Raw genomic sequence first — 12,732 nt, 5'->3', positions numbered from 1 at the left:
CAGGGGCCGGATCGACTGATCCAGATCCTCCGGACGGCTCTCCGGGCTCAGAAGCGTCGGCGCCGACGGCGCGCCCGCTGGCCCGGAGGAGGCACGCTTGGCGGAGGGCCTGGGGGAGGACGGTCTAGGGGGCTTGCTCATGAGCCCGCCCTCCTAGCGCGCGCGGCGTCGGAAGTCGAAGCGCCGCGCGACCGGCCTCACGCGACCTCGGGCTCGATCTTCTCGAGGCCGCCGATATGGCGCTGGGCGTAGAGGGGCAGGCCGATCTGCTTGATCAGCTCGAGCTGGGTCTCGAGGAAGTCGATATGCCCTTCCTCGTCCGTGGCGAGGTCCTCGAACAGGATCTTGGACACCCGGTCGTTGATCGAGTCGCAGTACTTGGCCGCTTCGAGATAGAGCGCGCGCGCCTCGTTCTCGGCGGCGAGATCGCACTCGATGATCTCCTGGACGTTCTGGCCGATCCGCAGCGGATCGAGTTCCTGGAGGTTGGGGAAGCCTTCGAGGAAGAGGATGCGGTCGACGAAGCGATCCGCGTGGTTCATTTCCTCGATCGATTCCTTGCGCCAGAACTTGGCAAGGTCGATGTAGCCCCAATCGTTCAGCATGCGGAAGTGGAGCCAGTACTGGCTGACCGCCGTCAGCTCGCTGCGAAGTCCTCGGTTGAGGTACTCGACAACCTTCGCATCACCCTTCATCGGTCCGTCTCCCTGCGGCACATGTCAGCCGGAAGGGAGGGCCGGCGCGGTCTGCGCGCTCAGGCGGCGATCCCCTCCTCCGCAGTTTGGACCTTGACCAGAGTACAGCTGCTTGCGCAAGCGCTGGAGCAGGAATGCCCGGCCTCGTCGAGGGCCTTCTGCATGATCGACCGGATCGTGCGGGCGCAGCGCCCGCATTTCGGGCTGCAGCCCAGGCAGGCATAGACCTGCGCGGGCGTGCGCGGACAGGCCGGGCCATCTTGGAGGCAGGCGCGCACGGCGCCGTCGGACAGGACGTTGCAGGAACAGACGATCATTCGGGGCCGCAACTCGCGCGTGGATCACGCCGCAGGAGGAGGGGCGACCGTGCGGGCAAGGCCCGTCCGGCCGGTGAGGGATCGGGATGCGGGAGCGAAAACGCGAAGCCCCACACCAGCTTGTCTGCTAGATTAGAACTCTTGAAAACTACATTACTATCAACAACTTAGCCCCGCGCAGGCGGTTTGGCAACCTGGCATCCCAGGCGCACGCGCACAATTCAGTCGCGTGCGGCCGTTGGCCTCCGGGCGCGGCGGAGCGGGCAGAGCCGGGGATCGCGCTCAGCGGGCGAGCTCGCGCAGCCCCAGCCGGATCAGGGTCTTGGCCTCGGCGCCCTCGCCGGCCGATTTCAGGGCGGCCGCGACCGCGGTCGCGGCCTGGACCTGCGGGTAGCCGAGATTGACCAGCGCCGAGACCGCATCCGCCACGGGGCCGGGCGCGGTGCGGTCCGCGACCGCGTCCGTGAGGGCGATCAGGGCCGGGTCGATGGGGGCGTAGGCGGGGGCCTTGTCCTTGAGCTCGGCCACGAGGCGAGCGGCGAGGCGCGGGCCGACGCCGGGGGCGCGTGCCACCGCGCCCTTGTCGCCGGTCGCGATGGCGTTCGCCAGGGCGTCCGGCTCCAGCACCGAGAGCACCCCGAGGGCGACGCGGGAGCCGACCCCCTGCACGGTCTGGAGCAGCCGGAACCATTCCCGCTCCGGGTCCGAGCGGAAGCCGTAGAGGCGGATCATGTCCTCGCGCACATGGGTCTCGATGGCGAGTTCCGCGGCCTCGCCGGGCTTCGGCAGGCGCTGCAGGGTGCGGGCCGAGCAATGCACCACGTAGCCGACGCCCTGCACGTCGAGGATTACGAAATCCTCCCCGAAGGAATCCACCACGCCCCTGAGCTTGCCGATCATCGCGCCTCACCCGCCTCCGCCCCGTCCGGGCCTGCCTACAGGGCCGCGCGGGCGAAGGCCATGCGGCCGACACGGCCGCCCGGGATCGCAGGGACTTGGCCGAGACGGCCGCCCGATCCGGGGACCGGCCGGCGGGGACCCGGCAGAACCCGTCCGGTGTCGCCCGGGCGCGGCCGGCCCGCCTTGAGGCGGCTCCGGCTTCGTGACATCGAGGGAGCGCCCGCCACACGCGACGAAATGAGCCCGATGCGCCAGACCGCGCCGACCCTCGCCCTCTCCCTCCTGCTGCTGGCCGCCGGACCCCTGGCGGCCGCCGAATCCGGCACCCCGCCCGCGGCGGCCCCCGCCGCCCCTTCCATCGCCCCTTCCACCGACCCGACCCAGGTGCGCCCGGGCGCCTACCGGCTCGATCCGGCGCATGGCAAAATCACGTGGTCGGTGAGCCATCTCGGCTTCTCGACCTATTACGGCGGCATCACGGACGTGGCGGGCACGGCGCAGATCGACCCGAAGGACCCGGCGAAGTCCCGCCTCACGGTCACGATCGGCATCGACAGCGTCAACGGCCTCAACGACCAGCTGAACCAGCACCTGAAGTCGCCGGACTTCTTCGACGCCGCCAGATTCCCCAAGGCGATCTTCACCGCGACCGCGGTGGAGCCGACGAGCCCGACCACCGCCCGGGTCACCGGCGACCTGACGCTGAAGGGCGTGACGAAGCCGGTGGCCTTCGACGCCAACTTCAACCAGGCCGGGATCAGCCCCGTCGACAAGCAATACACGGTGGGTTTCGACGGGCGCGCCGTGATCAAGCGCTCCGATTTCGGCATCAGCGCCTTCCTGCCGCTCCTCGGCGACGAGGTCTCGCTGCGCCTCGAGGGCGAGTTCAAGGCGGTGGAGTAACCGCCCGCTCAGCGGCGCGCGAGCGCCGCCGCGATCCGGGCCGCGCCCGGGCCGGTGGCGCCGGCCGGGTGCAGGTGGTCGCGCCGCAGGGCGTGGGCGCCCCGGTGGCTGTTGTGGGTGATCGCGATGGCGAGGGCGTCGGCCGCGTCGGCGAGCTTGAACTCGGCCTTGGGCAGCAGGAACTTCACCATGGCCTGGATCTGGGTCTTCTCGGCGTGGCCCGAGCCCGCCACCGTCTTCTTGATGAGGTTGGCGGCGTATTCGTAGACCGGCACCCCCGCGAGGGCGGGCACGAGCAGTGCCATCGCGCGGGCATGGCCGAGCTTCAGCGTCGCCTGCGCGTCCTTGTTGACGAAGGTCTCCTCCACCGAGACCTCGTCCGGCCGGAAGGCCTCGACGATGCGGGTGATGCCCTCGTAGAGCTCGCGCAGGCGCAGAGCCAGGGGCAGGTCCCCGTCCGAGGTGACGACGCCGCAATCCACGTAGGCGAGCTTGGTGCCGGTGGCGGCGACGACGCCCCAGCCGGTGCGGCGCAGGCCCGGATCGATCCCGAGGATGCGGACGGGAATGCTCATGGGCCCTGCCTGAACGGGAGTGCGGAACGCGGCGCGTTTCCCCGCGCCTCTCCCGGAGCCATAAGGACATAGCGTGAACGAGGGGTTTCACCAAGCGCGGGCCGCCGCGGCGGGAGCGCGCCGGCGCCAACGTGCTGCAGCGCACGCAGCGGCGGCCCGCCCCTGTAACGCGAGCGGGCGCGCTCCGAACTCTCAGGACATCGCCCCGGCTCCGCGCCGGCGGCGCTCCCGATCCGGAGGCCCTGAGATGAAACTCCTCCTCGCCGCGACCCCGCTCACCGGCCACCTCAACCCGCTGCTCGCCCTCGCGCGCCTCGCCCAGGCGCGCGGCGACGAGGTGGTGGTGACGACCGCCCGCGCCTTCGCGGCGCGGGTCGCGGCGGCGGGCTTCCGCTGCGTGGCCTATGCCGACGACGACGCGCCGGAATACCGCGCCACCGAGCTGCCCGCCGGCCCAGAGCGCTCCCGGCGCGAGTTCGAGCGCCGCTTCGTCGACCCGATCCCGGTCCAGGCGGCGGCCCTGCGGAGGCTGATCACGGAGGAGCGGCCGGACGTGATCGTGGCCGGCACGATGTTCCTCGGCGTATTGCCGCTGCTGCTCTCGGAGGCGCCGCGCCCGCCCATCGTCGGCTACAACGTGAGCTTCCTGTTCCGCGACCGGGCCGACGGGGCGCCGCTCGGGCCCGGCCTGCCCCCGTCCCGGGACGCGGCCGAGCGGGCCCGCTACATCGCCTTCGGGGCGGCGGCGGACGCGGCCTTCGTCAACCCGGTGCGGGCCTACGCGGACGCGGTCCTGGCGCGCCTCGGCGCCCGGCCCCTCCCGGCCTCCCTGACGCAGTCGATCCTGATCCTGCCCGACGCCCTGATCCAGCCGACGGTACAGGCCTTCGAGTACCCGGAGGGCGCCCTGCCCGAGCGCCTGCACTTCGTCGGGGCGCTGCCGCTCCCCGCCGCCGAGACGCCGCGGCCGGATTGGTGGCCGGAGCTCGACGACGACCGCCGCGTCGTCCTGGTGACGCAGGGGACGCTCGCCAACGGCGATCTCGGCGAGCTTCTCGAGCCGACGCTCGCGGCGCTCGCGCACCGGGACGACCTCCTGGTGGTCGCCTCGACCGGCGGGCGCCCGGTCGAGGCCCTCAGCGGCCCGATCCCGGCCAATGCCCGGGTCGCCCCCTTCCTGCCCTTCGGGGCCCTGATGCCGAAGCTCGACCTCTTCATCACCAACGGGGGCTACGGCAGCGTCACCCAGGCGCTGGCCTCGGGGGTGCCGATGGTCTCGGCGGGCGTCACCGAGGACAAGGCCGAGATCGGCGCCCGCATCGCCTGGTCGGGGGCGGGGCTCAACCTCGCCGCCAACGCCCCCGGGCCGGACGCGATCCGGGCCGCCGCCGAGACCGTTCTGGCCGATCCGGGCTTCCGCGCCCGGGCCCGCGCCCTCGCGCTCGATTTCGCCCGCCACGACACGCCGCGGGAGATCCTGGCCGTCATCGACGGGGCGGCCGGCGCCCTGGCGCATCCGGCCGCGGCCTGAGGCGGCGCGCCCTGCGGAGCCGGGTGCCTCACGCCCCATACGCAAACGTGTAGAGCGGGTCCGGGCACCGCCAGGCCCGTGGCGCCGTTGTGACGGGAGCGCGCTCCCGCGCTCCGGAGCCCCGACCCCGCCATGGCGAGCTGGCCGCGTTGGCTGTTCAGGCGCGAGACGCTCCTGGGGGGTGGGGCGCTGATCCTCGCCGCCGGGACGGCGCTCGCCTGGTACGGCCTGCAGGCCACGGTGCTGACCATCGCGGTCGCCCCGCGGGACGGGACGGAGCCGGAGCTGATCAAGGCCTACGCGGACGGGCTCGACGCCGACCGCGCCGGCATCCGCCTGAAGATCCTGTCCTTCGACGACGTGCGGGAGAGCGCGGCCGCCCTGCAGGATGGCCGCGCCGACCTCGCGGTGGTGCGGCCGGACGTGGCGCTGCCGACGAACGGCCTCACCCTGGCGATCCTGCGCGACCAGGCGATGATCATCGCCTCGCCGGAGGCCTCCGGGATCAGGAGCTTCCCCAAGCTCGCGGGCAAGCGCCTCGGCATCGCCGCGCACAAGGAGGCGGATCTGCGCCTCCTGCAGAACCTCCTCGGCTATTACGGCCTGACGCTCGACACGGCCGCCGGCCCGGTCCCGCCCCGGGGCGTGCGCCTCGTCCCGGTGGACCAGGACGCCCTCGCGGCGGCGCTGCGCGGCCGGCAGATCGACGCCTTCGCGAGCATCATCGCCCCCTCGGCGCCCAAGGCCCTCGAACTCGTCGCGGCGGTCCAGTCCGTCAGCCGGAGCGGCAAGGTGGATTTCATCGCGGTGGCCGAGGACGACGCCATCATCGAGCGCTTCCCCAAGCTCCAGGCGGTCACCATCCCGGGCGGCCTGTTCGGCGGCCAGCCCAAGCTGCCGGACGACGACGTGAAGACGGTGGGCGCCTCCTACCGGCTGATGGCCCGCGCCTCCCTGGGCCGGGTCGCGGCCGCCGACGTCACCCAGCACCTGTTCGAGATGCGCACCATCGCCGGGCAGGCGACGGATGCCGCCGACTACATCCTGGCGCCGGCCTACGAGACCACCGCGGCGGCCACGAGCGCCCGCATCCCGATCCATCCCGGCGCGATCGATTACTTCGAGCGCGAGCAGCACAGCGTCATCGACCGCTACGGCGACACCCTCTACCTGCTCGCCGCCCTGGCGGGCGGCCTCGCCTCCGCCCTCGCTTGGCTGCGCCAGCGCCTCGCGACCCTGCGGCGCGAGCGCATCGACGAGGTGATGGACCGGCTCCTGGCGATCATCGAGGAGGCCCGGACGCTCGGCGACCCCGCCGCCCTCGCGGCCCTCACGGTGGAGATCGACCGCCTCGCCACCGACGTGGTGCGCTACGCCCGGGCGCGCGAGCCCGACGCCCGCACGATGGCGGCGGTCGCCATCGCGATCGAGACCGCCAAGGCCTCGGTGGCGGATTGCCGCCAGGCCCTCGCGGCGCGAGAGCCCGCGGCCGCCCCGGGCAAGCTCCGGCTCCACCTCGCCGGCACGGACGCGACCGCGTGAGCGCGGAGGGCGCCGAACGCACTGCCTCCACACGATCGGCGCGTCCGGAGCCGAGGCGGGCGGTCCTGTCGCGGCGGGCGGGCCGCGGACGCATCTGGTCTCGGTCGGGAGCGCGCCGTCAGTTCGTCAGGCGGACCGAGGCCACGGCGGTCTGGAAGAGCGCCTGCATCGCCGCGTTGATGTCACCGCCCGTCGAGACCTGGAAGAAGAGTCCGTCGGTCGCGCAGGCTTTCAGGCGCGTCGGGATCTTGGTCTCGAAGGGTTTGACGTTCGCATTGTAGAACCCGTTGTCGTAGATCGGCAGGTAAGTCGTGTAGATGATCCCGATGCGGATGCCCTTGTCCTTCATCGCCTGGCAGGTCGTCGGGTTGATCGGGCCGATGAAGCGGTTGTTGGTGATCTTGTAGCCGATGCTCGGGTCGCTGACGGCGCCGTCGATGGGCGTATCCTGAACGCCGTCGGTGACGAAGAACAGGAACCGGATCGGCGAGGCGGCCGTCACCCCGTTCCCGCTCGTCGGCACGACGCTGTTCATCTTCGTGATCGCCCGCTCATAGGACGTCTGGTTGTCGGGTTCGTTGTAGAGCGAGTAGGCGAGGTCGATCTGCGAGGCGTCGGACTTCGTCCGGTCGAGGTTCGTCGTGAGGGCGGAGATCTTGGTCTGGATGTCGCTGAAGGTCCAAACCTCCATGCGGAACTGCTGCGCCAGGCTCATGGTCTCCTTGGCGGTATCGACGAGGTTCATCACCGCGTCGCGCAGCACCTGGATCCGAAGCTTGATGTTGTTCTTCTTGGCGACATGGTAGAAATCGGTCTCGTCGTCACCCTTGATGTTCCCCTTCGAATCGAACTTGTACTCGTGGCAGGCGAAGGCACAGCCGCCCGTCAAAGCCTTCATGTTCGAGACGTCGGTATCGGTCGCGGCCAAGCCCATCGAGGGCGAGTTGTCGAGCAGCAGATAGAAATCGATGTATTGGGACATGTTGCGCGTCCCGGAGGCCGTGCCGCTGATCGCGAGCGCGCTGACATTCATCAACCGGCCGAGCGTGGTGCTCACCTTCGCGGCGTAAGTCGCGGACAGGGTCAACGACGTGACCGTCGTCAGGGGATTGGGAACGAACGAGGTCAGGGTCACGCCCGGGATCTTGGCGGCCTCGGCGCGGAACTGACGCTCCATGTTGGTCAGGGTCGCGGCGTCGATGGTGTTCGATTTCTGGCTCATCACGGCCAGGACCGCGGCATCCAGGGCCGCGTCCAGGCGGACCTTCGCGGCGTTGCGCCGGCTGTAATCGATCGCGGCGCCCGAGGCGAAGAGCATCGGCACCAGCATGAGGCCGAAGATGAGGGCGATCTGTCCGCTCCGGTCCGCGGAGAGGCGGCGCAGAGCTTGCCCGAGCTTCACGAGAGCGGTCATCGCAGGTCTCCGCCATCGCGGTTGGGACGGCCGAACGGCCAGGTCAGAAAATCGGGCATTTCGCGCCCCCCGGCATGACGATCTCGGTATCGGTCCGCTCGGCCCAGGCGACCTGCTGGCTGAAGACCAGGGACGTCGTGCCGAAGATCATGCGGTAGATCTTCGAGCCGACCAGCGGCACGTACGGCATGCTGACTTCAGCCAGGATGTAGCGGGCTCCGTCGGACTGGAAGGTCAGCGGAACGGCCGGAATCCCCTTGGTGCCGGTCAGGTCCAGGCGCGTGCGCGGCGTCGCGTTGGTCGTCGCGACGCTGGAACAGACGCCGCCGAAGAGTTGGCCGCCGATCGCCTCGACCCCCATGGCGCTGACCACGATCGCCACGTCCCGCGTGTCGAAGGGCTGCAGGATCGCCGCGGACGCGTTGAAGATGGTGTCCATCGACGACACGCTCGTACGGCCGCTGAGATCCGCGATGGTTCGGGCGAACTGGTTGAACCGGCGGCTGTTGTCGATCGCCCGCATCGTCTCGACCGTGCCGAAATATGCGATGAGGAGGAACGGCAGGATCAGGGCGAATTCCAGGGACGCGATCCCGTGCGATCGGGTCGCGAAGGCGCGGGCACGGCGCCGGACGCCCCCGAGGAGGCGGATCGCGCGCTGCGGCCTCACGAGGTGCAGACCTTCGTCGAGTCGTAGGGCTCGACCCGGAACACGGTTGCGGCCTGCAGGACGCGCTTGGCGCCCGCGAGCGTCACGAAGCCGGGGGACCACTGGCTGAAGAAGACCGGGAAGTCGACGGCGGCCTGGATGATGACGATGCCGCCGTTCTTGCCGCAGGCGTAGGAACCGCCGAAGGACGGATTCCAGTTGTTCACCCCGGTCCTGCTGGTGACGGTCGGGGAAACCAGCGCGACCTTGTCGAATTCGTCGACCTGCGTGATGTTGAGCCGCACGTTGGCGCAGGTGAAGAGCGTCCTGCGCGTCTGGCCGTTCTCCTTGCACAGCTCCGTCCGGAACGCCGTCAGGAGGTTGGCCGCCCCGCTCGTCGTGGCCGTGTTGGCCTGGAAGCGGCCCGTATAGATCTGGCGCCCGGCCTCCGCGACCGCCTGTTGCAGCATGTCCTCGGCCCATCCCCCAACCGCGACTTCGAGGGTCGCGCAGAGAAGGCTCAGGAACGGGATGACGACGAGGCTGAACTCGACCGCGGCCGAGCCGCGCTCGGCGCGCAGGAAGCGCCGGGCCCGGAGAAGCGGGCGTGGCGGGCGGCAGCCGGGAGGCGCCGCGGGGATTTTTGGGAGGCTCGACATCGGCTCGGTCGCGATGCGCTTCACGGGTCCATACGGCGCCGGCCGCAGGCCGGCGGAACGATTCTGAGCTTCGTCCGGCGCCGCATGATTGCGATCTCTGATCGCATTGATGCGGCGGCAGCCCGTTGAAGCTGTACAAGACTGCTTTAGAGCCAGGGCCTTGAAGATTCCTTTCCAGGTTGGCTGAGTTTTTGATCTTCTGAATAGATTCCGCGCTTCTCACGCGTCCTGGTGGCGGCTGAGGGCGCCGCAGGGGCATCGCGATCCACAGGAACATCGCAATCGACCCGGGCCTGACCGATCCGGGGGGCCCCATTCCGATCCCCGGCGAGCGGCAGCCCGGCGCCACGTCGCAAAAAACTTGACAAAAATCCTATTCTATGATCACTTGCCCAGACCTGCCGCCCGTCTCGACGGGGGCTCGTCCGGTGACCGACCGGGCGGGTTGGGGTGGTGGGGCGGTGCCCGCGTCGGTGGCTTCGGTCGCCATCGCCCCGGGCGGCGGCTCGACGCAACGCCGGCTCGGATTGCGGCGGGGGACCGGCGGAGGAAATGCCTCGGCTCCCGACCCTGTTCTGGGGGGCACGGGAAGAAACTGCGGCGCCGCCCAAGACGAGGCGGCGTGCGAGGAAAGCTCGTTCGGATCTCCTCGGGGGCGATACGCGACCCGCAGGATCGATAGCGCAGGTCGAGAGGCGTCGGAGACACCGCGACGTTGGACCGGCGGAGGCAGGAGCGCCCCCGCCGCGGGACGCCGGGAGACCGGCAAACACACGTTTCCCTGAGTGGCCTCGCGGCGTCCCGCGTCCCCCTCACGGCGCGACGGAACTGGGCCATGCCCCCGGAGCCTGCGGCTCGCGGGGGCCGGAACGCGTGGGCGCCGGGGAGGCGCGCGCGGCCTCAGGCCTCGAGCTTCGCCATCAGGGCATCCGAGAGGGCGAAGTTGACGTAGACGTTCTGGACGTCGTCCTGATCCTCGATCACCTCGACGAGGCGCACCAGCTTCTCGCCGGTCTCGTCGTCGACCTCGATGGTGTTCTGGGCCTTCCAGACGAGGCCGGTGCGGCTCGGCTCGCCGAAGCGGGCCTCCAGCGCCTTCGAGACCTCGCCGAAGGCCTCCTGGGCGCAGGTGACCTCGTGGCCGTCCTCGCTCGAGCGCACGTCGTCGGCGCCGGCCTCGATCGCGGCCTCCAGCATGGTGTCGGCATCGGCCACCGGGGCCGGGAACGCCACGATGCCGACCCGGTCGAACATGAAGGCGACGGCGCCGGTCTCGGCGAGGCTGCCGCCGGACTTGGTGAAGGCCGAGCGCACGTCGGAGGCGGTGCGGTTGCGGTTGTCGGTCTGGGCCTCGACGATGAGAGCGGCGCCGCCCGGGCCGTAGCCCTCGTAGCGGATCTCCTCGTAGCTCTCGCCCTCGCCGCCGGTCGCCTTCTTGATGGCGCGCTCGATATTGTCCTTGGGCATGTTCTCGGCGCGGGCCGCCAGGACGGCGGCGCGCAGGCGCGGGTTCATCGCCGGGTCGGGCGTGCCGAGCTTGGCCGCCACCGTGATCTCGCGGGCGAGCTTGCCGAAGAGCTTCGAGCGGACCGCATCCACCCGGCCCTTGCGGTGCATGATGTTCTTGAACTGGGAATGGCCGGCCATGGCGTGACCCTGTGGGTTTGTGTCGCGACGGAAATCGCGGCCCCGCCCCGGGGCTCGATCCTCGACGTCGCCGCGTTGGGATGGCGGGGTTATAGGCCGGCGCCCCGCCGGGAGGCAACGCGGGTCCGCGGCCCGCCCCGGCCGAACGCCCGCAGGACAACCGGAGACGCCACGATGCGGAACGCGACGATCGACCCGGACCGGACGGACGCAACCCGAGAGGGGCCCCGCGCCAAAATCACGCCGGGTCCGCGCTGGCTCAGGCTCGGCCTCACCCTGGCGCTCGGCCTGGCCGCGGGGGCGACGCTCTTCCCCCGGAAGGCAGAAGGGCGATCCGGGCGCAGCGCCCGGGCCGACGAGGCGGGCGGCTGAGACCTCAGCCCCGGGCCGCGTGCCAGGCCCGGAGCGCTGCGAGCGTCACGACGCCGCCGGGCCAGGCGACACCCGCGATTTGGCGGTGGGGGCGGCCGGGCTCGCCGAGATCGGAGATCGCCGAGAAGGCGCCGTCGAGGCGGTGGCTCTCGGTATAGGCGCTGCGGGTGGCGAGGACGGGCAGCCCGGCATCCAGTGCCGAGCGGATGCCGGCGGCGGAATCCTCGAACGCGACGGCCTCGGCGGGCGCGACGTCGAGGCGCCGGATCGCGAGGTCGAAGATGTCGGAGGCCGGCTTCTTGCGCGGGGCCTCGTCGCCCGACGCGATCACGTCGAAGGGCGCGTCGCCCGGCGGGAAGTTGACCGCGAGCAGCCGGTCGACATTCGGGCGGCTCGTGGTGGTGGCGACCGCGAGCTTCACCCCCGCCGCGCGGGCCTCGGCCACGAGGCGGGCGATGCCGGGCCGCAGGCCGAGCGCCCCGCTCTCCACGAGGTCGCCGTAGAGTTCGGTCTTCAGGCCGTGGATCTCGGGGAGGCGCGCGAGCAGCGCCCCGGCCTCGCCCGGATGGCAGGTCTCGATGTAGTGGGCGAGCCGCTCCTTGCCGCCCATCACCCGGAGCAGGTCGGCATAGACGGGCGGCGCCCAGTGCCAGGGCAGGCCGAGCCGCCCGAAGGCGGCGTTGAAGGCCTGCCGGTGCAGGTCCTCGGTCTCGGCGAGCGTCCCGTCGACGTCGAAGATCAGGGCCCTCAACATGACAGGGCGGCCCCGCCTCCCTGCGCGGCCGCCGCGCCCTCCCGGATCGCCGCGATGTGGCGGGCGTAATGGCCCGGCCCCTCGTGGAAGACGGCGTTGCCGGCCACGAACACGGTGGCGCCGGCCGCGGACGCCCGCGCCGCCGTCTCGGGGCCGATGCCGCCATCGACCTCGATGTCGATGTCGCGCCCCGCCGCCATGGCGCGGATCCGCGCGACCGTCTCGAGGGCGCTGCCGAGGAAGCTCTGGCCGCCGAAGCCCGGATTCACCGTCATCACCAGCACCAGATCGACCATGTCGATCAGAGGCTCGACCGCGGCGGCCGGGGTGCCGGGATTGAGGGCGAGGCCGGCGCGCTTGCCCATGGCCCGGATGGTCTGGAGCGAGCGGTGGCTGTGGGCGCCCGCCTCGACATGGACCGTGATCGTGTCGGCGCCGGCTTCCGCGAAGGCCGCCAGGTAGGGATCGGCCGGAGCGATCATCAGGTGCACGTCGAAGGGCTTCGCCGTGTGCCCCCGCAGGGCCTTGATGACGGGAGGCCCGAAGGTGAGGTTCGGCACGAAATGCCCGTCCATCACGTCGAGATGGATCCAGTCGGCGCCGGCCGCGTCGATCGCCCGAACCTCCTCGCCGAGCTTGGCGAAATCGGCCGAGAGGATCGAGGGGGCGATGAGGGGGCTCTTCATGGGATCCTGACCGTGATGACGTGCCGCGGGACGCCTCGGGCCGTGCCGCCCGGTGTCCGCTGTCTTGCGCCGTAATGTCTTGCGCCGT

General features: G+C 71.1%; 14 protein-coding genes. 4 read left to right on the top strand and 10 right to left on the bottom strand.

The genetic code is table 11. The annotated features are described in order from the left end of the window. Positions 1–197: 197 nt before the first annotated feature. The 3 genes from bfr to ruvA form a co-directional block, all read right to left on the bottom strand. Entirely contained in the window at positions 198–695 is a 498-nt protein-coding gene (bfr, locus tag F6X53_RS23970; protein WP_151003017.1) for a bacterioferritin, read from the bottom strand. A 59-nt stretch (positions 696–754) separates the two neighbouring features. After that, positions 755–1,012: a (2Fe-2S)-binding protein gene (locus F6X53_RS23965; RefSeq protein WP_151003015.1), complete on the bottom strand. Its 258-nt coding sequence runs from the start codon at positions 1,010–1,012 to the stop codon at positions 755–757. 282 nt (positions 1,013–1,294) lie between these two features. Then, positions 1,295–1,912, bottom strand: a complete 618-nt coding sequence (gene ruvA, locus F6X53_RS23960) for a Holliday junction branch migration protein RuvA (protein WP_151003013.1) — start codon at positions 1,910–1,912, stop codon at positions 1,295–1,297. Between the two features lie 246 nt (positions 1,913–2,158). Here ruvA and F6X53_RS23955 point away from each other — a divergent pair, with 246 nt between their 5' ends. Next, on the top strand, positions 2,159–2,815 hold the full coding sequence (locus F6X53_RS23955; protein ID WP_151003011.1) for a YceI family protein: 657 nt from the start codon (positions 2,159–2,161) through the stop codon (positions 2,813–2,815). Positions 2,816–2,823: 8 nt separating this feature from the next. Here F6X53_RS23955 and ruvC read toward each other — a convergent pair whose 3' ends face one another. Next, entirely contained in the window at positions 2,824–3,390 is a 567-nt protein-coding gene (gene ruvC / locus F6X53_RS23950) for a crossover junction endodeoxyribonuclease RuvC (protein WP_151003010.1), read from the bottom strand. Positions 3,391–3,637: 247 nt separating this feature from the next. Between ruvC and F6X53_RS23945 the strand changes: the two genes are divergently transcribed. Next, positions 3,638–4,921 (top strand): nucleotide disphospho-sugar-binding domain-containing protein, encoded by a 1,284-nt coding sequence (locus F6X53_RS23945; RefSeq protein WP_151003007.1) that lies wholly within the window; start codon positions 3,638–3,640, stop codon positions 4,919–4,921. Positions 4,922–5,053: 132 nt separating this feature from the next. Beyond that, complete coding sequence (locus F6X53_RS23940) at positions 5,054–6,463, top strand: TAXI family TRAP transporter solute-binding subunit (protein ID WP_151003005.1); 1,410 nt, start codon at positions 5,054–5,056, stop codon at positions 6,461–6,463. 118 nt (positions 6,464–6,581) lie between these two features. Here the strand turns inward: F6X53_RS23940 and F6X53_RS23935 are convergent, their stop codons facing one another. From F6X53_RS23935 to F6X53_RS23920, 4 genes are all read right to left on the bottom strand, one after another. Then, positions 6,582–7,877: a TadE/TadG family type IV pilus assembly protein gene (locus F6X53_RS23935; protein ID WP_151003003.1), complete on the bottom strand. Its 1,296-nt coding sequence runs from the start codon at positions 7,875–7,877 to the stop codon at positions 6,582–6,584. 43 nt (positions 7,878–7,920) lie between these two features. Further along, positions 7,921–8,547: a TadE/TadG family type IV pilus assembly protein gene (locus F6X53_RS23930; protein WP_238296014.1), complete on the bottom strand. Its 627-nt coding sequence runs from the start codon at positions 8,545–8,547 to the stop codon at positions 7,921–7,923. Beyond that, entirely contained in the window at positions 8,544–9,209 is a 666-nt protein-coding gene (locus tag F6X53_RS23925; RefSeq protein ID WP_238296013.1) for a TadE/TadG family type IV pilus assembly protein, read from the bottom strand. Before F6X53_RS23925 ends, F6X53_RS23930 begins: the two co-directional genes overlap by 4 nt. Positions 9,210–10,085: 876 nt before the next feature. Further along, positions 10,086–10,832: a YebC/PmpR family DNA-binding transcriptional regulator gene (locus tag F6X53_RS23920; protein ID WP_151003001.1), complete on the bottom strand. Its 747-nt coding sequence runs from the start codon at positions 10,830–10,832 to the stop codon at positions 10,086–10,088. 174 nt (positions 10,833–11,006) lie between these two features. Between F6X53_RS23920 and F6X53_RS23915 the strand changes: the two genes are divergently transcribed. Beyond that, positions 11,007–11,204 (top strand): hypothetical protein, encoded by a 198-nt coding sequence (locus F6X53_RS23915; RefSeq protein ID WP_151002999.1) that lies wholly within the window; start codon positions 11,007–11,009, stop codon positions 11,202–11,204. A gap of 4 nt (positions 11,205–11,208) precedes the next feature. Here the strand turns inward: F6X53_RS23915 and F6X53_RS23910 are convergent, their stop codons facing one another. Then, positions 11,209–11,958, bottom strand: a complete 750-nt coding sequence (locus tag F6X53_RS23910; RefSeq protein WP_151002997.1) for an HAD-IA family hydrolase — start codon at positions 11,956–11,958, stop codon at positions 11,209–11,211. Further along, positions 11,952–12,644 (bottom strand): ribulose-phosphate 3-epimerase, encoded by a 693-nt coding sequence (gene rpe / locus F6X53_RS23905; protein ID WP_151002995.1) that lies wholly within the window; start codon positions 12,642–12,644, stop codon positions 11,952–11,954. Before rpe ends, F6X53_RS23910 begins: the two co-directional genes overlap by 7 nt. Positions 12,645–12,732 lie beyond the last annotated feature (88 nt).

Source organism: Methylobacterium soli, from assembly GCF_008806385.1.
In the GTDB taxonomy this organism is placed as follows: Bacteria; Pseudomonadota; Alphaproteobacteria; order Rhizobiales; family Beijerinckiaceae; genus Methylobacterium; species Methylobacterium soli.
Note: the sequence above shows the minus strand (reverse complement) of the source record. Positions and strands in the feature narration are given on the sequence as shown.

Coding starts and splice junctions, on each gene's coding strand:
- bfr (WP_151003017.1), bottom strand. CDS start 695: ATGAAGGGTGATGCGAAGGTTGTCGAGTACCTCAACCGAGGACTTCGC.
- F6X53_RS23965 (WP_151003015.1), bottom strand. CDS start 1,012: ATGATCGTCTGTTCCTGCAACGTCCTGTCCGACGGCGCCGTGCGCGCC.
- ruvA (WP_151003013.1), bottom strand. CDS start 1,912: ATGATCGGCAAGCTCAGGGGCGTGGTGGATTCCTTCGGGGAGGATTTC.
- F6X53_RS23955 (WP_151003011.1), top strand. CDS start 2,159: ATGCGCCAGACCGCGCCGACCCTCGCCCTCTCCCTCCTGCTGCTGGCC.
- ruvC (WP_151003010.1), bottom strand. CDS start 3,390: ATGAGCATTCCCGTCCGCATCCTCGGGATCGATCCGGGCCTGCGCCGC.
- F6X53_RS23945 (WP_151003007.1), top strand. CDS start 3,638: ATGAAACTCCTCCTCGCCGCGACCCCGCTCACCGGCCACCTCAACCCG.
- F6X53_RS23940 (WP_151003005.1), top strand. CDS start 5,054: ATGGCGAGCTGGCCGCGTTGGCTGTTCAGGCGCGAGACGCTCCTGGGG.
- F6X53_RS23935 (WP_151003003.1), bottom strand. CDS start 7,877: ATGACCGCTCTCGTGAAGCTCGGGCAAGCTCTGCGCCGCCTCTCCGCG.
- F6X53_RS23920 (WP_151003001.1), bottom strand. CDS start 10,832: ATGGCCGGCCATTCCCAGTTCAAGAACATCATGCACCGCAAGGGCCGG.
- F6X53_RS23915 (WP_151002999.1), top strand. CDS start 11,007: ATGCGGAACGCGACGATCGACCCGGACCGGACGGACGCAACCCGAGAG.
- F6X53_RS23910 (WP_151002997.1), bottom strand. CDS start 11,958: ATGTTGAGGGCCCTGATCTTCGACGTCGACGGGACGCTCGCCGAGACC.
- rpe (WP_151002995.1), bottom strand. CDS start 12,644: ATGAAGAGCCCCCTCATCGCCCCCTCGATCCTCTCGGCCGATTTCGCC.